The organism is Romboutsia sp. MSSM.1001216sp_RTP31141st1_G3_RTP31141_220114, from assembly GCF_039031195.1.
In the GTDB taxonomy this organism is placed as follows: Bacteria; Bacillota; Clostridia; order Peptostreptococcales; family Peptostreptococcaceae; genus Romboutsia_C; species Romboutsia_C hominis.
In genome coordinates, this window is the sequence record NZ_JBCIUO010000004.1 from 154,456 (window position 1) to 172,351 (window position 17,896).

General features: G+C 26.9%; 19 protein-coding genes. 4 read left to right on the forward strand and 15 right to left on the reverse strand.

The annotated features are described in order from the left end of the window. Positions 1-550 precede the first annotated feature (550 nt). A complete protein-coding gene (locus ABCP60_RS08790; protein WP_343101622.1) occupies positions 551-700 on the forward strand; it encodes a hypothetical protein in 150 nt (49 codons plus the stop codon). A 371-nt stretch (positions 701-1,071) separates the two neighbouring features. Here the strand turns inward: ABCP60_RS08790 and ABCP60_RS08795 are convergent, their stop codons facing one another. Further along, complete coding sequence (locus ABCP60_RS08795; protein WP_166504751.1) at positions 1,072-2,247, reverse strand: amidohydrolase; 1,176 nt, start codon at positions 2,245-2,247, stop codon at positions 1,072-1,074. A 602-nt stretch (positions 2,248-2,849) separates the two neighbouring features. Next, on the reverse strand, positions 2,850-3,281 hold the full coding sequence (locus ABCP60_RS08800) for a helix-turn-helix domain-containing protein (protein ID WP_343101623.1): 432 nt from the start codon (positions 3,279-3,281) through the stop codon (positions 2,850-2,852). A gap of 157 nt (positions 3,282-3,438) precedes the next feature. Here ABCP60_RS08800 and ABCP60_RS08805 point away from each other — a divergent pair, with 157 nt between their 5' ends. Beyond that, positions 3,439-3,924 carry a DUF2798 domain-containing protein gene (locus tag ABCP60_RS08805; RefSeq protein ID WP_343101624.1) on the forward strand — a complete coding sequence of 162 codons (486 nt, stop codon included), beginning with the start codon at positions 3,439-3,441 and terminating at the stop codon, positions 3,922-3,924. 256 nt (positions 3,925-4,180) lie between these two features. Here ABCP60_RS08805 and ABCP60_RS08810 read toward each other — a convergent pair whose 3' ends face one another. The 9 genes from ABCP60_RS08810 to ABCP60_RS08850 form a co-directional block, all read right to left on the reverse strand. Further along, complete coding sequence (locus ABCP60_RS08810) at positions 4,181-5,053, reverse strand: HAMP domain-containing sensor histidine kinase (RefSeq protein ID WP_195581488.1); 873 nt, start codon at positions 5,051-5,053, stop codon at positions 4,181-4,183. A gap of 21 nt (positions 5,054-5,074) precedes the next feature. Beyond that, positions 5,075-5,764: an ABC transporter permease subunit gene (locus tag ABCP60_RS08815; RefSeq protein WP_343101625.1), complete on the reverse strand. Its 690-nt coding sequence runs from the start codon at positions 5,762-5,764 to the stop codon at positions 5,075-5,077. Continuing rightward, the gene (locus ABCP60_RS08820; RefSeq protein WP_343101626.1) at positions 5,757-6,680 is read right to left on the reverse strand and encodes an ABC transporter ATP-binding protein; all 924 of its coding nucleotides are present in this window, start codon (positions 6,678-6,680) and stop codon (positions 5,757-5,759) included. Before ABCP60_RS08820 ends, ABCP60_RS08815 begins: the two co-directional genes overlap by 8 nt. An 82-nt stretch (positions 6,681-6,762) precedes the next feature. After that, positions 6,763-7,425 carry a response regulator transcription factor gene (locus tag ABCP60_RS08825; protein WP_343101627.1) on the reverse strand — a complete coding sequence of 221 codons (663 nt, stop codon included), beginning with the start codon at positions 7,423-7,425 and terminating at the stop codon, positions 6,763-6,765. A 295-nt stretch (positions 7,426-7,720) separates the two neighbouring features. Beyond that, positions 7,721-8,266 carry a hypothetical protein gene (locus ABCP60_RS08830; RefSeq protein ID WP_166504749.1) on the reverse strand — a complete coding sequence of 182 codons (546 nt, stop codon included), beginning with the start codon at positions 8,264-8,266 and terminating at the stop codon, positions 7,721-7,723. A gap of 13 nt (positions 8,267-8,279) precedes the next feature. After that, the gene (locus ABCP60_RS08835) at positions 8,280-9,248 is read right to left on the reverse strand and encodes an aliphatic sulfonate ABC transporter substrate-binding protein (protein WP_092922621.1); all 969 of its coding nucleotides are present in this window, start codon (positions 9,246-9,248) and stop codon (positions 8,280-8,282) included. 32 nt (positions 9,249-9,280) lie between these two features. Continuing rightward, the gene (locus tag ABCP60_RS08840; RefSeq protein WP_092922618.1) at positions 9,281-9,994 is read right to left on the reverse strand and encodes an ABC transporter ATP-binding protein; all 714 of its coding nucleotides are present in this window, start codon (positions 9,992-9,994) and stop codon (positions 9,281-9,283) included. Continuing rightward, entirely contained in the window at positions 9,981-10,745 is a 765-nt protein-coding gene (locus ABCP60_RS08845) for an ABC transporter permease (RefSeq protein WP_092922615.1), read from the reverse strand. Before ABCP60_RS08845 ends, ABCP60_RS08840 begins: the two co-directional genes overlap by 14 nt. Further along, positions 10,738-11,364, reverse strand: a complete 627-nt coding sequence (locus ABCP60_RS08850) for a hypothetical protein (RefSeq protein WP_166504748.1) — start codon at positions 11,362-11,364, stop codon at positions 10,738-10,740. The genes ABCP60_RS08845 and ABCP60_RS08850 overlap by 8 nt, the downstream gene beginning before the upstream one ends. Positions 11,365-11,743: 379 nt before the next feature. Here ABCP60_RS08850 and ABCP60_RS08855 point away from each other — a divergent pair, with 379 nt between their 5' ends. Then, positions 11,744-12,112 carry a hypothetical protein gene (locus ABCP60_RS08855; protein ID WP_092922609.1) on the forward strand — a complete coding sequence of 123 codons (369 nt, stop codon included), beginning with the start codon at positions 11,744-11,746 and terminating at the stop codon, positions 12,110-12,112. A gap of 177 nt (positions 12,113-12,289) precedes the next feature. Here the strand turns inward: ABCP60_RS08855 and ABCP60_RS08860 are convergent, their stop codons facing one another. The 4 genes from ABCP60_RS08860 to ABCP60_RS08875 all read right to left on the reverse strand — a co-directional run bounded on the left by ABCP60_RS08860 (position 12,290) and on the right by ABCP60_RS08875 (position 16,568). Continuing rightward, entirely contained in the window at positions 12,290-13,183 is an 894-nt protein-coding gene (locus tag ABCP60_RS08860; protein WP_343101628.1) for a LysR family transcriptional regulator, read from the reverse strand. A gap of 80 nt (positions 13,184-13,263) precedes the next feature. Beyond that, on the reverse strand, positions 13,264-14,883 hold the full coding sequence (locus ABCP60_RS08865) for an amidohydrolase (RefSeq protein ID WP_343101629.1): 1,620 nt from the start codon (positions 14,881-14,883) through the stop codon (positions 13,264-13,266). 69 nt (positions 14,884-14,952) lie between these two features. Next, positions 14,953-15,147: a hypothetical protein gene (locus ABCP60_RS08870; protein WP_207741715.1), complete on the reverse strand. Its 195-nt coding sequence runs from the start codon at positions 15,145-15,147 to the stop codon at positions 14,953-14,955. A gap of 179 nt (positions 15,148-15,326) precedes the next feature. After that, positions 15,327-16,568 carry an MFS transporter gene (locus tag ABCP60_RS08875; protein ID WP_166504744.1) on the reverse strand — a complete coding sequence of 414 codons (1,242 nt, stop codon included), beginning with the start codon at positions 16,566-16,568 and terminating at the stop codon, positions 15,327-15,329. 217 nt (positions 16,569-16,785) lie between these two features. Between ABCP60_RS08875 and ABCP60_RS08880 the strand changes: the two genes are divergently transcribed. After that, a complete protein-coding gene (locus ABCP60_RS08880) occupies positions 16,786-17,814 on the forward strand; it encodes a putative sulfate exporter family transporter (RefSeq protein WP_271893285.1) in 1,029 nt (342 codons plus the stop codon). Positions 17,815-17,896 lie beyond the last annotated feature (82 nt).

Genomic DNA, 17,896 nt, shown 5'->3' on the forward strand with positions numbered 1-17,896 from the left:
CAAACAAAATAGATAAAAATATAAATATGTAATATGTATTATCCCAAGATATGAAGAAATGAGAAAAACAGATAGATTCCATCTAAAAAATAATTGTATTTGTCGCAGCCTTTATACAAAAAAATGTCCTATTAAAGTGATAGAAATGCCCAATATGAAGTCCACTTGGGTAAAAGATAAATGTATTCTATGTGTAGGATTCCTTCACCTATGCTAAAAATCTTCAATTCAATATAGCAAAATACTAAAAAATATAGATAGTTTATTTCATAAAAAGTATGCAACCTCACTATTTTCATAGCATTAAAATTTCAATTTTTAGGATAAGTATATATTATAGTTTAATTTCTATTTTCCATTTTGAAAATTCCTTATATCTGGTAAAACTACCTTAATCCTATCCTCATTTTCATGTAATTCGATAATTAACATCCATATTATCTACAAATTAATTAAACTAATTCTAGCATTATTAATAAAAAATTATTTTTATTGATTATGTATATTACGATACCTTTCTGCCAATAATATTTTCGAGGAGGTGATAATCATGATAAAGTCAAACAACAACGACAATAATAGAAACAATAACAACAACAATAACTGCAATAACAACAATAATAGAAATAATAACGACAATAATAGAAACAATAATAACTGCAACAACAACGAAAATAATAGAAACAACAACAATAGATAGTTTTATTGACAAAACTTACATAGAAGTTAGTAAAGCAAGTTCTATGTAATTGATAAGCTGATAGCAAAGTCATTATAAAATTGACTTTGTTATCGCTTTATTATAAAAATTATAAGAAAATTTTAATTATTATTCTACTTAATAAATTATTCAAACCAATCCTTTCTACCACAAAGTTTAACCAAGCTAACTTCATCAAGTAAATTCCCGAAATTCTTACCTACAATCTTATTCAAAATTAATATAATTTCTATTTGCTATAATACATACTATTAATCTATATAATATATTTATCTAAAACTATTAATAATTAATATAAAAAAGTAGATAGCTTGTTATATAAAACTATCTACCATTCTTATTTTTAATAGCTAATTATCTATATCTTTTGCTTCATAAACTATTTCACCATCAATTATGGTATACATTGTTTTTGTAAATACCTCCATTGGATTCCCATCAAAAATTGCAATATCAGCATCTTTTCCTATTTCCAGACTTCCAACTTTATCTGATACATTACATATTTCTGCCGCATTTATTGTAATTGCTTTAAGTCCCTCTTCTATTCCTAGTCCTTCTCTTGCTGCAAATCCAGCACAAATAGGTAAATCTTGTATTCTTGTAACTGGATGATCAGTAGTAATAGCTACTTTCACACCAGCCTTGTGTAATATACCAGCTGTTTTAAAATCTGCATTTTGAGTCTCTATCTTATTTCTTATTGCTAATGAAGGTCCAACTATTGCCGGAAATCCAGCTTCCTTAATCTCTTCTGAAATTAGATGTCCTTCTGTACAATGATCTAAAGTTAATCTTAAATTAAACTCTTTAGCTATACGGATTGCTGTTAAAATATCATCTGCTCTATGTACATGTGCTTTTAAAGGAATCTCTCTGTTAATTACAGGTAACCAACACTCTCTCCTAAATACCTCATCAAAACTATCACCATTTTTCATAGCATTTTTTTTGTTTTGATTATATTTTTGAGCTTCAAACAATTCCTCACGTAAAAGTGCAGCTATTGACATACGAGTTGATGGCATCATATTTTTTTGATTATAATTTGTTTTTATATTTTCTCCAAATGCAATTTTCATTGCTGCTGGTTCAAGGACAGCCATGTTATCTATTGTTCTACCATGAGTTTTTATAAAAACAAACTGTCCTCCGACTACATTTGAACTTCCAGGTCCTACCATTACTCCTGTAATACCAGCAGTCAAAGCATTATGAAAAGCTGAATCCATAACATTAATACCATCTAAAGCCCTAAGATATGGTGTAATTGATTCATTTGTTTCATTACAGTCATTGCCTTCAAATCCTTTTCTTTCTTCTTGAATTCCAATATGGCAATGAGCTTCTATTATGCCTGGCATAACCCAACAATTTTCTGCATCAATTATCTTACAATCCTCATTACTATTTATATTAATATTTTCTCCAATTTCTACAATCTTTTTATCTTTTATTAAAATAGATCCACTATTATAATTTTTATCAGCCATGGTTATTATTTTCCCATTTTTTATTAATAGCATAACCTTTATTCTCCTTTATAGACTAACTTATTATATTCGAACTTATTATTAACTAATATTGCTTCTGAATCTTATATGTAATAACTAGGATATTTTATTATCAAAATATTTATTTTATTTGTGTTAATCATACTAGTTAATATTACTGAGTATAACTATGTAATATATTATTCACAATCCTTAAATTTATATACGCATCTATTTGTTAATTTTTAGTTCATGTTTTGGGTTTATCTGAAATGATAATAAAAGCTAAAACCAATGGTCAAACCCCTGATTTCAAAGATTTTTCATTGCATCACTTGGATTTTTTAATAAAAGGCATAATAATATAACTTTGTGTCAGAAGTACTTGCAAGTATATTAAGGTGACAAATCTTTTACGTTAGTATTTATTTTAATTTTATTTAGCATTTCTTTACAACAAGCTATTTTCACAAGCCATACTCTCTTGCTTATGATATAGTTTTTCCGTATCTACTTTACGGAGCGTGTTTTTATTATATAAAGTAACTTTTTAAGTCTTTTATTACACCTTGCTTTTTGGGTATTCTAAAATATAACCTAAAGAATTTTATATTAGAGTTAGTTTTGCACAATACTTATTTTGCAAACCAATTTTGACTTAAACACTCTTTTAATATTTTAAATTTATCCTCACCTATAGAATTTATAATATTTGTTTCAAATTCTTCTTTTAAAATTAATGTCTCTCTACAAAATCTTGATCCCTTTTCAGTTAAAGAAAGTATCTTGTCCCTAGAATTTACGTCTTTATTTTCTATAATAATATATCCTCTTTCAATTAAGCCTTTTGCGCATTTATGAGCTCCTTGGCGTGATATTCCTATTATCCTTCCAATCTGTGCCACTGTTAATTCATTTCTTTCTACTAATGCAATCATATACGATTCTGTATCACTAACCCTTTCTTCTCCCCTTTCAACCCAAGTTTCTATTACCATTTTTCTAAGCTTTGCGTGTTTTTCACTTATTAAATCTATTATATTTAAATTTTTAAAATCTGAACTCATATAAATACTCCTTTATTTTAATCAAATCTATCTATATTATATAATTTTTAAAATAAATAATACAACTTTAGTCAACCTAGTTGACATTTTAGAGTTAAAAATGATACTATACATTAGTTAACTTAGTTGACAATTTATTAGAAGAGAGGTATTTAACTTGTTTAAAAACAAAAAAGAACATTTTATATTCATATTAATGATTGCTGCAACAATGGTATTTATTATGAGTTGCTACAATATAGCTATAATTGAAGGATTTTCATTAAATATATTTAATCATGCAGCACTAGGGTTCCCATTGGCTTTTATATATGCACTAATAGGAGATATTTTTATAGTTGGTAGAATTGTTAAGGTCATTACAAGTAAAATATTAAAGCCAAATGACACTATGAAAAAAGTAGGACTGTGTATGTCATTTTTTACATCATGTGGTATGGTTATTTGGATGTCATTATTCGGAGTAATTGCTAATGTAGGATTAGATTCTAATTTTATTTCTGCTTATGGTGTTGCTATAGTTACAAACTTTATTTTTGCAATTCCTTTAAATTTATTAATTGTATCTCCTTTAATGAGATTTTTATTTTTTAAGATGTTTCCACCTATTTCAGGTATTAATGAACAAACAAATGCTATATAATAATCAACCCTATCCCTTACTTGTGATAGGGTTCACTTTTATTTGTTATAAATTATTTATTTCCCTATTATATAAATCCTATATTTCTTTAATTTATTTTAATAAAAAAGGAACTAATAGATTTTAAACTCTAACAATTCCAATTGGTTTGACGATAAAAATTATGTAATTGGTAGAGGTGATTCTTCACAATCATACCCATAATTAATTCATCTAATAATTCTTGATAAATATCAAATAACTTATATAATTATCCTTAAAAATATCTAAATAAAATACTTATACTTAATATATCATCATTTAAACTAACTTCATAAACTTCTCCATCAATCTTATCAAGTAATACCTTTACAATAAATAACCCTAAACCACTTCCACTGCGGTTTCGAGATTTATCTGCAGTATAAAACCTATCAAATAAATATTTCAAATCATCTTGAGTTAAATCCGAAACACTATTTCTAATCTTAAAAATAACATACTCATCAAACTCTTTAAGTTCAATAGAAATATAGCCTGTTGAATACTTTATTGCATTAGAAACTAAGTTTTGAATAATCCTTGAACAAACCACCTCTTCGCCTTGAACTTCTATTGGTTTAGAAGGAAGTCTATTATCAATTTCTATTTCTTTATTTTTAATTAAGGCATAGTTAGAAATAACAGTCCCCATAATTATTTCTACTATATCAATAGCTTTTATATCTATTTGGTAACTATCATTATCAAAAATAGAAAGCTCATAAAAATTATTAAGTAAATTATTTAGTTCTTCTGATTTTTTAGAAAGAATGCCAATATACATATTTCTTTCTTCTTCAGTACAATTTTCAAGAAGTGTAATATACCCTCTAATAGCTGTAAGTGGTGTTCTTAAATCATGTGAAATATTAGAAATAGATTGTTTTAGATTTTCTTCTCTGTTTCTTATATTTATCTCTAGTTGTTTTTGTTCTTGCAGAAAAATATTAAAAGATTCAGCTATTTTTTCTACATCTTTATCATTTAATATTATATTTATCCGTTCTTTCTTATTAAGTTGAATCTTAATTTTTCTTAGTTGTTTTTTTATAGATATGAAACGGATTACGATATATGTAAATCCTATAATTAATAAAATTGTTATCAAATCATAATCCATCCTTTCATATTAAATATCTTGTTTGTTAAAACAATAATTGCAAATTAAATATAAAATACCCGTACCTAATCCAAAACTTATTGCAAAGATAAGTGGCATCATTCCTAAAGAATAATCTTTATTTGCAACATAATAAGTAATAGTGTTCCAAGGTAACTGAGTTAGTGCTAGTATCAATCCTACAGTTCCTCCACATAAGGCAATTGATACACTTGAGTTTTTTACAAGTATACAAATAAAAAATGAAACTGAAGAAATGCATATATTAAAAAATATCCCAACTACTACATATACAATTAAAAAATATAACTCACTGCTATTAAATACTTGTCCCCATCCGTAAAATAAGCCATATGTACTTCCTATAAATGCATAGTTTGCAAGTAAAATAATCACACAACCAATCAAATAACACAAATACTTACTTAGAAAAACTTTACTTCTCTCATGTCCTGATGTTAGTGTGTGATTAATAGTTTTTGATACTAAATCTTTTCCTACATATGTAGCCGCAAATAAACTACAAGCCATTATTCCAATTATTTCTCTACTTGGATGGACTAATGCACCTTTCGCACCAAATTCTACTGAACCGTAGTAAGTATTTATGATAGCTAGTATTAATAGTCCTATCAAACATATCATAAGTTCTTTACTGTATTTTAATTTATATATTTCTGCTTTTAAAATATTATACATTAGCCCCACCTCCAATTATTTTTGCAAAATATGATTCTAAACTATCTCCTTTAATACTAATCTCTTCGACTAAGACTTTATTTAATATTAAAGTTGAATTGATTTTTGAACATTCATCAAGGTGGCTATATATTTTTATAATATTGTTATTAAAAACAATAAAATCATTTATACCTAGTTCCTTTTCTAAAATAATAGATGCAATTTTGCTATCTGAAACATTTAGATATATATGTTTTTTACATCTTTCATCTAATTCCTTAGACGATATCTCTTCTATTAACTTTCCTTTGTGCATAATTCCATAACATGTTGATAGCTTATATAGTTCACTAAGAATATGACTAGATAAAACTATTGTAATTCCCTTTTCTAAGTTTAATCTTATTAACAATTGCCTTAATTCTAAAATTCCTGTAGGATCTAGTCCATTTAAAGGCTCATCTAAAATTAATAATTCTGGCTCATCTAACAATGCCATAGCTAATGCTAATCTTTGTTTCATTCCTAGAGAAAAGTTTTTTACCTTCTTTTTATCATTAATATTTAGGTTTACAAGTTTTAATACCCTCTCAATATCGTATGTTCCAGGTATTCCTTTTTGCATACGTATTACTTCTAGGTTTTTTCTTGCTGTCATGTCCATGTACAGTGCTGGATTTTCAATTGTATACCCAATATTTTTTTGTAATTTGCACAATTGATTTTTATCAGTTGTTCCAAATAGCTTTACTTTTCCTTCTGTTTGGTTTATTAACTGAGCGATTATTTTTATTAATGTAGTCTTACCTGCTCCATTTTCCCCTATAAGACCATAAATGTCGCCTCTTTTAATGTTGATATTTACGTTATCAAGTACTATATTATCTTTATATTTTTTTGATAAGTTTACTGTTTGGCAAATTATCTCTGACATATTTATCATCTCCTCTGCCTTATATGATATATTTTAGAATATAAGAATTTCTAAATTAAATTCTAAAGAAATTCTAAAATAATCACTTTAACTTATATCCCATTTTCCAAACAGTTTCGATTAGTTCACTATCAATTTTCTTTCTTATATTACTTATATGAGTGTTTATCGTATCATCATCATATGCATATGAGTCTTTCCACACTGTTTCGTATATATTTTTCTTAGAAAATACTTTGTTTGGATATTTTATAAATAAGTATAAAATCTCAAACTCCTTAGATGTAAGTTTGACAACATTATTATCAACAAAGACTTCCTTTAAATCATAGTTTAGTGTTATGTTTTTGTGTTTATAAAGTGTTTGTTGACTTGTAAGTTTTAAGTAGCGTCTTAAATTTGTTTCGATCCTTGCTAGAAGTTCTAATAAATCAAATGGCTTGACTACATAATCATCTACTCCTATTTTAAATAAATCAACTTTAAACTGTACATTTTCTTTTGCTGATACTACTATTATTGGAATATCGGAAAATTCCCTCACTTCTCTTAAAATCTCATCACCACTTTTATATCGCAACATAATATCTAAGATAATTAAGTCAGGCTTCTTTTCTATCACATATTTAATCCCTCTTATTCCATCTTTAGCTATATGCGTTTCATATCCATTTTTACCAAGATAATCTGCAATCATATTAGATATTTCATTATCGTCCTCTATAATTAAAATTCGATTCTTCATGCCATCTCCCCTATACAACATAAATATTGTCTATAAATTTATCAATAAAATAATTTTAGTCTAATACAAAGCTATTATAGCATATTCCATTAATTATTTTGTAAATGTATATATTATTAAGTCTAGTATAAATATAATATTATTTTCCATAAAAAAAGATATTGGCTATTTAGCCAATACCTTTTCGTGGATTTCAATGGTGGAGACGAATCACAGGAATAATACCCACGATTAATTTTTAACCTAGAATACACAAGTTAATTTAATGTAATATTATTTATTATGCTACTGATTTTTATTTTATTATTACAAATAGGTCTTCTGGGTCAGATGCCATAATTTTGATAGCTAGTTCTTTTCTCAATGATAATAATTTTTCTTGATCTTCTACTCTCATAGAAATATTTTCTGCTTTGCACTTATGTGATAATTTTGAATAATTTATAAATTCACTAGGTATAACCCCCTCTTTTAAGTACAATTTAACTAGTTTATCATCATATCCTATTTCAAAATAATATCTTCCACCACCTGGTGCTTCTTGTCCCATCTTATCATTAGAATAATCAATATCTAGTTCTAAATTTCCATAAGTTTTTACACGCATAACCATTTCTGCTGCATCTATTATACCTTTTCCATTTTTCCCTATTCCACTATAAAAACTAAACTTTCCTCTTTGCGGTATTTCATCAGAAAGTTTAGGAAAAGTCATAAGCATTATTTTAAATGCTAAAGCTGCTCCACCTATCATTTCTCTACCATGATATTTTAATATATCATCGTAAGTTATCTCTATAATATCATTTTGATCTTTTACTATAACTTTTTCTTGTATCATTTATATTCACCTACTATTTTATAAAAAGTTCATTTGTCTTAACTTCTTCTTCTATCATTCCAGTTTTTAACATAAAGTCTGCTACATTTTGAAATGCTTTACGGTCTGCATCTGTAGTTTCTATACTGAAATCATATTGTTTATACATTTCTTCAACTGCTGATTTATCTAAATCAAGTTCTTTAGAAACTATTTCCATAGTTTCATCGTAGTTTTCATTCATGTATTTATTTACGTTTTCTTGAGCTTTCATGAATAATTCAACTTCTTCTTTGTGCTCATTATAGAAATCTTCTCTAACTGCAACTGCTATTACTGCATCTGTTAATCCTTTTCCATTAGTAACTAAGTTATATCCCTGTTGTTCTGCTTTATATGCAGTAGGTCCTGCAACTAATGCTGCATCAACACTTTTTCCATCTAAAGCTGCTTTTGCATCAGCTATAGACATATTCACATAGTTAACATCATCTATAGTCATTCCAGCTTTTTCAAGGTATGCTATTAATAGTTGGTGTAAGTTAGTTCCAACTGGTCCTGCTATAGTTTTACCTTTTAAATCTTGTGCTGATTTTATGTTTTCATCAAGCGAATACATACAGAATGCTTCTGGTGATCTACTGTACATATTTAATATTTTTATATCTGCACCATTTGCTGCTGCTGAAACTACAGAAGTTCCTCCAACAGCGTATAATATATCAACATCTCCTGATGCTAATGCTTGAGTTTGATCAGCCCCCGATGTTATTTCAGCATACTCAATAGCTATATCTTTACCATTTTCACTGAACTCATTAGCAAAAACATTTTTATTTTTTTGTATTATACTTGGTACATTTAAAGGTGAAGTTACATGTGTTATTACTAACTTATCTAAACTTGCTTCTTTTGTTGTTGTACATCCAACCATTGATATCATTAATACACCAGTTGCAAGTACCGATGTTAATTTTATTTTTATTGACTTACTTAATTTCATAAATTTATCCTCCATTACTTATATATCTTTAATTAAATAACTTTTAAATCATCAATTATTTGTTTTTTTAATTTAACAAACTTATCATCTAATAAGTCTCTTGTGCTACTTTTTTCTTTAATTTCATATTGAGATTTAATAACACCTTTTTCTAAAATTACTATTTTATCTCCAAGGATAAGTGCCTCATCTATACTATGAGTTACAAATAAAATTGAGCATTTTGATGTTTGGTGAATCTTTAATAATTCATTTTGCATTTGCTCTCTTGTAAAAAAGTCTAATGCCGAAAAAGGCTCATCCATCATTATAAAGTCTGGATCATATGCAAATGCTCTTGCAATCGAGACTCTTTGTTTCATTCCACCTGATAATTGTCTTGGATATGCACTATAGAATTTTTTAAGACCTACAGTTTCAATAATCCTATCAATTTTTCTATTATCTATATTTTTATTATGTATACCAAATGTTATATTCTTTTTTACATCTAGCCATGGCATTAATCTATCCTCTTGGAATACATATGCCTTTCTTTTTGAATTAGTACCTAATATCTCTCCTTGATCAAATTCTTCTAAACCTGATACAAGTCTCAATAAAGTAGTCTTTCCACATCCACTTCGACCTAAGATTACAGTTATCTTATTTGCTGGTATATTTAAATCAATTCCATTTAGAACTTTCATACTTTCTTTTTCAACAGTATAGAACTTACTTACATTTACTAATTTAATCCCATCCATTTTCTTCTGATCCTTTCAAAGCCTTATCGATTATAAGTGCAAACAATCTATCAGTTATATAACCAACTACACCTATTACTAAAATACCGACTATAACTTTATCTGTTCTAGACATTTGCTGAGCAAATAAAATCATATGACCTAGACCAGTTGACGCAGCAATCATTTCTGCACTTATTATAGCTCTCCAACTATAACCTAGTCCTATTCTCATTCCAACTAATATATCTGACATAGCATATGGAATTCTTATCTTAAAAAAGCTATTTACTTTTGAATATCCATAAATTTCTCCAACTTCTAACAGTTTTTTATCACAACTTACAAATCCCTTTACTGTATTTAGGTATATTGGGAAAAACGCAGTTAAAACTATTATCCCAATCTTAGTTGTTTCTCCTATACCAAACCATAAAATTAATAATGATATTAAACTTAATGGTGGTACATTCTTTAAAAATTGAACTATATTTTCATAGTAATCATTAAATTTTGGTAAAATAACTCTCACCATTGCTAATAAAAAAGCTAATAAAGTTGCTATGAAAAATCCTTTTAAAACTCTTATGTAACTTATGTAAATATCTTCAAAGATTTCTCCTGATTTAATCATTTTTAATAAGCTGTCTAATACCTTTGATGGAGATGGTAAAATATAAGAACTAACTATATCCATTTTAGTAACTATACTCCATATTAAAACCAAAATTATTATAGAAATTGATGTTTTTATAACTTTATTCTTATTCATTTATTAATACTCCATCTCCATTGTTGCATCCATCCTTACAATAAAGCATCTCAACCAAGTCGCTTTCCTTATGTAGGTTATTTTTAAAATACGCTTCTATATTTTCTTCTCCTGAGATACTACTAATTTTAGCTTCTAATGAATTAAAATAACCCAGTGGAATAGGACTCTCATCAAGTAGTTTTACTTGAATTTTTTCATATAAATTTAATTTCTTTATAAATTCTTTCCAGCTTATAAATACTGTATCTTCTAAACCCTTTTTGTTTCCATATGAAGCTAGACTTTTACATGGCGTAGTAATTACCTTTTTCTTTCCTTTTAGATCCTCTCTATTTGCAATTTCTATACCACAATGTATTAGAATTGGATCAATTTTAGGAATAAAAACATCCTGCTCATTTATATATTCATTAATTGTATCAATAGCTAAAGGACACCTTCGATCTAAAAGTGCCTTTTCTGTTGATTTAAGAGCTTCATTATACTTTTCTTTTACAACCTTATGCCAATCATTTTCAACTTCTACCCTTGAGTAACCATTGTTAAGTAATAATTTATCTAGATCTTCTTTTATATACATATTATCTACAACTGGATTAATAAAAATATATTTCATAGCTGTCTCCTTTCTATCATGTCTTATATTTCAATTTGTAGATATCGATACTCATTATCATTAAATCCTCATAATTATATTTCATTGCTATATCTATAGTCTAATCTGTTAATTAATAAAAATATGTTCCATAGCTGTCTCCTTTCTATTATGTCTTATAACTATTATTTATTTTCTTAAATATTCATGAGCATCCAATTAATTATTTTTATTCATCATTATCGTTTATTTTTAATACATTATATAGCATTTGATATAGATAATCAATATCATTTTCGCTTTTTTTTAATCACAAATAATTATGTAATTTATACAAATTAAACTAAAATATTTGTGATAATATATACATAATTTTAATCCATAAATTAAATGAGGATTAATGCTTAGTAAAATAGATATAATTGAAGAGTTTTCTAAGAACATAAATATATACCCTTTTAAAAAAGAAAACCTTAAGGAAAATTCAATAAATTTAAGTGCTAGTTCTTGTGCTTGGAATACCTCACATGGTGATATATTCATCGATAAAAACGGTGAAGTTAGAGCATATGATAGTTCTAAATCGCAAAATTCTAAACAATGTAATCTTGATAAAACCAAACGCGTCGGTAAAATTATTTTTATACTTCTTATATTCTATGGAGTATTCTATTTATCAGATTTCTTTTTTAAACACACAATTAATACCTTGGTACACTCAAGTTGGTTTATCTGGAGCTATGCTTTCTTTATTGTTAATATTAATTGATTTTTAAATTTCTTTTGTTATATTATTATCTTAAAATAAAAATACCTATATCCTTTTGGATATAGGTATTCGTGGATTTCAATGGTGGAGACGAATCACAAGAATAATACCCACGATTATTATGTAATAAATTGTAGTAAAATAATTAATATGTCAATTATAGTTTTTCATATATGATTATTTATTATTTAAAATATCTGTTTTTTCACAAAATTTCATAAAACATTCTATAGGTTTAGAAATATACTTATCTTTGTGTATAGCACTATATAAAGATCTATTAATCTTATGATCTTTTATCCTATATACATTTATTGATTTTGAATTTTCTTCAGATAAAACAGACATATAAGGTACACAACTTACTCCTATATTTAATTTAACATAATTTAAAATAGCCTCTAAATTACTTAATTCTATATATGAATTAAATTTAATATCATTATTTTCTAAAAAACCTTCAAATCGTTGTCTTGTTCCACTGCCATCTTCCCTTATAATAAATTTATTATTTTTTAAATCCTCTATGTCTAAGTATTTTTTTCCATTCCATTCATAATTTATTGAACTTATAAATACAAGCTCATCTGTCCATATATCTTTTAATATTATTTCTTTTGAATTTACTGTGCCTTCTATAAATGCAATGTCTACTTTATTATTTAATATAAGTTCTTCTATATTATGCTTATTATCTATAATCATAGATATTTCAATATCTTTTTCTTTTTTATTAAATTTATGTATTATATAGGGCATTATATATGTACCTATAGTTGTACTTGCACCAATAACTAATTTTCCTTTATTAGATTTAGATGAACGTACTACATTTATCCCTTCTTCATAAATATTTAATATTCTCCTTGTATATTCATAAAAAATTTTACCTTCATGTGTCAAGTACAGTTTTTTACCTATTCTATCAAACAATTTTGTACCAATTTCTGACTCAATTTCAGATATACATTGACTTATTGATGGTTGACTAATATACATATCCTTTGCTACTTGACTCATATTTAAACACTTAGCTGTTTTATAAAAAATCTCTAATTTTCTAATATTCATAAGTATATTCTCCTCATATCTATATTACTATATCTAGCAAAAAGAGGTGAAAATAAAGTTTCACCTCTTTCTTAATTTTACTATTTTTTATATATTGTATTACCTTCTTTTATTGTCTCTAATACTTTTATTTCTTTAATCTCAGATAAATTTACATCTAAAGGATTTCTATCAAGTATTACAAAATCTGCAACTTTACCTTCTTCTATAGATCCTTTTTCATCTTCTTCAAAATACTGATATGCTGCATTTATTGTTAAAGCTTTTATTGCTTCCATAGTAGATAATCTTTGATCAGCTCCTAATATCCTACCGCTTTGAGTTTGTCTATTAACCGCATTATGCATTGCTAGTATTTGATTTGGCATCTTTACTGGCGAATCTTGATGTAATGTAAAGTTTATATTTCTTCTTAATGCAGATTTTGCTGGACTAAGTCTATTAGCTCTTTCTGGTCCAAATACTGATTCATAATGATAATCTCCCCAGAACCATATATGATCTAAAAAGAATGTAGGTATTATACCAAGTTCCTTCATATCATCTAATTGATCTTCTCTAACTGTTTGAGCATGTACCATTACTGGTCTTAAATCAGTTTTATTATCTGTCATTTCTAAAGCTTTTTTATAACATCTTATAAATTGATCTGATGCCGCATCACCATTACAATGAACATTTACCTGTATATTATTCTCAATTAAAGATTTAAAATATTCTATTACGTCTTTATCTTCTTGAGTTGCATACCCACAGTAATCTTTAGATTCCCCTTCTGGAACTTCATAATACGGCTTAGTTAACCAAGCTGTTTTTCCTTGTGGTGAGCCATCAAGCCAAGTTTTTCCACCTAGTAACTTATAATGATTATAGTATTTTCTCTTTGGTGTTCCTTCATTCTTTAATAATTTTAATGTTGTATGTTGAACAGCTTGACCAACAATATCAATTATTAATTCATTTTTTTGAGCTGCTAAATTTAAAAGTTGATTTAAATTTTCATCTATACTTGCATCCTGAGCTGTTGTTAATCCATAAGATGAATATATTTGTTGCGCTTTCTTTATACAGCTTAAAAGTGTATCTACAGATGGTGTAGGAATTACCTTTCTCTTTTCAGGAGATAAACAAGCATTTTCTTCTAATATTCCATTTGGCTCATTTGATTCTCCTACAGTTCTAACAACTCCACCTACTGGTACTTCATAGTTTGTTCCTACATATCCAAAAGCTTCTAGCGCCTTTGAGTTTGTAGTTGCAATATGACCTGACGCATGACTTATAAATATAGGTATATCTTTAGTTACCAAATCTAAATCAAATTTAGTTGGATGTTCTTCATTTTCATATCTTGTGTTATCATAACCAAATCCTATTATCCACTCTCCATTTTTAGGTGGATTATTTTTAACATAATCTTTTAATATTGCTATAAATTCTTCTTTAGAATTTGCATCACTTAAATTTACTATCATTAAAGTCTGAGCTACTGCAATAATATGACTATGAGAATCTATGAAACCTGGTAACATGGTTTTACCATCTAAATCTACTAGTTCTGTATCTTCATTTTTTAATCTTAGTATTTCTTCTTTTGATCCTGTTTTTATTATTTTCCCATTTTCAACTAAAACAGCATCTACTATAGGCTCTTTATCATTAACTGTTATAATGTCTCCATTGAAGTATATTTTTCTCATTTTATTCACTCCTAATCCATATTTAATTTATTTCTTAAAGTAAATATATACTTTATGCTAATTTTTATTTTAATCTTTGACTTTTTTATTGATGTAAGTAGTAAATATCATTAATCCTATTACAGCTACAATTGAAAGTACTAATGATATAGACATTGTTTTTAATGTACCTATTTTATCAAATAAAGCTCCTCCAGTTACACTTCCTATTAAACAAAGTAGAGTAAATACTGAACCTAATGTCCCAACTAATATTGAACTCATTCCAAACTCTTCCTGTAAAATATGTTGCATATTGAATACTTAATACTGATATAGCAATTGCTATTATTGCATTAAGTATTCAATATATCCCCAAATTAATATTAATCAAATAAGCTATTTTAGACCATCTATAAAATTTTAAATTATTAATAATCTATATTTTATAGGTTTATCAATCATTAGTTTTGTGCGAACATTTTTTTTGATTTTATTTGAGCAAATAAATTTAATCCAAATCCTACTACACCAACAACTATAAATAACATACATGAGCCAGTTAATCCTAACTTGTTTGATATAGTTGTGAATAATAATGCTGATATTGAACTACCTAATGCATAGAACATACCTACTTTTGCTAATTTCATTGTTCCATCTTTTTGTCCAAATACATCTGCTGGCATAAATGCTGGTGCTGATGTTATTGTATATACAGTTAATCCTGAACATATAGGTACTAAAAATCCTATTGCACTTCCATCTGGCATAAATGCCATTATTAATAATGCTATTACTGTAGATATTCCTGATAAAACCATCGGAATAAATGATCCTAGTTTATCGAATAATTTACCACCTACTACGTTACCTATTAAACATGATACTCCAAATATTGATCCTGCGATTCCTAATTTCCCTGCTTCAAATCCTTTTCGTCCTAATACTGGTATTGCTTGTGTCGATACTGCAACAACTGCAAAACATATTAATGCACACCCTACACAGAAAGTCCAGAATATTGGATTTTTATCATTTTCTTTGTCTGATAAACCATCAAATTTTGCTCTTGCTGGTTTCGCATTTGACTTATTAGATGATGTTTCTATTACGACTTCTTCTTGTCTTGGATATCTTATGAATAATAATGCTAGTGGCACACCTATTATTATCATAGCTGCCCCTAATGCCATATATGTTCCTCTCCATCCAACGTTAGCTAATAACTTAACAGTTATTGGTTGTAAAAATACATTACCTAATGATCCACCTGCTAATGCTATTCCTAATGCTGTCCCTTTACCTTCGCCTGGGAACCAATGACTCATCATTATTGGTAATGATAAACCTGTAAATAATATTGTTCCTACTTGTGTAAAAAATGCACTTCCATTAAACATTATTGCATTTTGAGCCATTCCATATGATGCGAATGCTATACCTGATATTATTAAACCTGCTACATATATATATTTAATTTTGAATTTATCATATACTTTAGCTATTATTGGATTGAATAATGCCGGAATTGTTCCTGATAAATATAGTAATGTAAATCCTACCTCAGATACTACACCTGATTGAGATACTGGTGTTTGCATCTGACTTTGTAAATTTTGAGATATGCAATATGGTATTGCTTGAATTAACATACAAATAAATACTATTAAGTATCTTCTCTTATTATTTTGTTCGTTTTTCATAATCCTCTCACTTTCCTTTTCTTTGCTAAATTTCATAACTTTATTATAAATATTTTTATTTAATTTGTTAAATACGTAAATTTTATATCACATATAACTAAATACTTATATGCGATATATAGGTAAATACTTATATTTATTATAAAAAACACATATTTAACAAATTGTAAATATGAATTTAAAATTAAATTTATATCATAATAAAAGGAGTACTATAATGAAAAAATTAAATAATAATTTTATAAAAAATATAAAAGGTATATTACCTGGATTTATAGTTTCTATATTAGTAGCATATTTAAGTATACTTATTGCAAAATTTGTTCCAAAGCTTGGAGCAGCATCTATTGCTATATTCTTAGGTATGTTTGTAGGTAATGTATTTTTAAATCATAATATATTTCAAAAGGGATATAAGTTTTCAGAAACTGATTTGTTGTCATACTCAATAGTGTTATTAGGTGCAACATTAAGTATATCTACTATATCTGAAATTGGATTTTCTGGAGTAATATTTATAGTATTACAAATGGCAATTACAATAATAGGAGCTTTATATATTGGGAAAAAATTAGGTTTTTCAGACAACTTCAGATATATGATGGCAAGTGGTAATGCAGTATGTGGATCTTCTGCAATAGCAGCAACATCACCTGTAATTGGAGCTGATGATAAGGAAAAAGGAATATCAATAACTATTGTTAACGTAACTGGTATAGTCCTTATGTTCTTATTACCTATAATATCTCAATTCTTATATAATAATGAGATTACTCAAACATCTGCCATGGTCGGAGGTATATTACAATCTGTAGGACAAGTTGTCGCTAGTGGAGCAATGGTAAATGAACATGTAAAAGATTTATCTACAATATTTAAAATTGTACGTATAATATTTTTAGTTGTTGTTGTTTTCGTATTAGGTCATTTAAAACATAAATCAAATAAAGAAATTATAGAAGAAGAAGTACAAGATATGGAAAAAGGAAAAATAAAGGTTCCATGGTATGTAATAGGCTTCTTTATAACTTGTGCCTTATTCTCTTTAAATATAATAAGCAATGATATTTCAATTCTTTGCAAAGAAATAAGCAATAAATTTGAAATAATTGCTTTAGCTGCTATCGGATTAAGGGTTAATGTAAAAGATTTAATTAAGCAAGGAAAATCAGTATCTCTGTATGGATTATTTATAGGGTTATTACAAATTGTCTCTGCAATAACTTTGATTGGAATATTATTATAAGTATAATCTAACCTGTTGTGAAAGTTAGATAACTATTACAACAGGTTAGCTAAAAAGTTTAATAAGCTTATTAAACTTTTCT

Bases quoted from the DNA above. Each gene is read 5' to 3' on its own strand.
- ABCP60_RS08800 (WP_343101623.1), bottom strand. From the start codon at position 3,281: ATGAGTTCAGATTTTAAAAATTTAAATATAATAGATTTAATAAGTGAA.
- ABCP60_RS08820 (WP_343101626.1), bottom strand. From the start codon at position 6,680: ATGTCAGAGATAATTTGCCAAACAGTAAACTTATCAAAAAAATATAAA.
- ABCP60_RS08865 (WP_343101629.1), bottom strand. From the start codon at position 14,883: ATGAGAAAAATATACTTCAATGGAGACATTATAACAGTTAATGATAAA.
- ABCP60_RS08845 (WP_092922615.1), bottom strand. From the start codon at position 10,745: ATGAATAAGAATAAAGTTATAAAAACATCAATTTCTATAATAATTTTG.
- ABCP60_RS08835 (WP_092922621.1), bottom strand. From the start codon at position 9,248: ATGAAATTAAGTAAGTCAATAAAAATAAAATTAACATCGGTACTTGCA.
- ABCP60_RS08880 (WP_271893285.1), top strand. From the start codon at position 16,786: ATGAAAAAATTAAATAATAATTTTATAAAAAATATAAAAGGTATATTA.
- ABCP60_RS08840 (WP_092922618.1), bottom strand. From the start codon at position 9,994: ATGGATGGGATTAAATTAGTAAATGTAAGTAAGTTCTATACTGTTGAA.
- ABCP60_RS08860 (WP_343101628.1), bottom strand. From the start codon at position 13,183: ATGAATATTAGAAAATTAGAGATTTTTTATAAAACAGCTAAGTGTTTA.
- ABCP60_RS08870 (WP_207741715.1), bottom strand. From the start codon at position 15,147: ATGAGTTCAATATTAGTTGGGACATTAGGTTCAGTATTTACTCTACTT.
- ABCP60_RS08875 (WP_166504744.1), bottom strand. From the start codon at position 16,568: ATGAAAAACGAACAAAATAATAAGAGAAGATACTTAATAGTATTTATT.
- ABCP60_RS08825 (WP_343101627.1), bottom strand. From the start codon at position 7,425: ATGAAGAATCGAATTTTAATTATAGAGGACGATAATGAAATATCTAAT.
- ABCP60_RS08790 (WP_343101622.1), top strand. From the start codon at position 551: ATGATAAAGTCAAACAACAACGACAATAATAGAAACAATAACAACAAC.
- ABCP60_RS08795 (WP_166504751.1), bottom strand. From the start codon at position 2,247: ATGCTATTAATAAAAAATGGGAAAATAATAACCATGGCTGATAAAAAT.
- ABCP60_RS08815 (WP_343101625.1), bottom strand. From the start codon at position 5,764: ATGTATAATATTTTAAAAGCAGAAATATATAAATTAAAATACAGTAAA.
- ABCP60_RS08855 (WP_092922609.1), top strand. From the start codon at position 11,744: ATGCTTAGTAAAATAGATATAATTGAAGAGTTTTCTAAGAACATAAAT.
- ABCP60_RS08830 (WP_166504749.1), bottom strand. From the start codon at position 8,266: ATGATACAAGAAAAAGTTATAGTAAAAGATCAAAATGATATTATAGAG.
- ABCP60_RS08850 (WP_166504748.1), bottom strand. From the start codon at position 11,364: ATGAAATATATTTTTATTAATCCAGTTGTAGATAATATGTATATAAAA.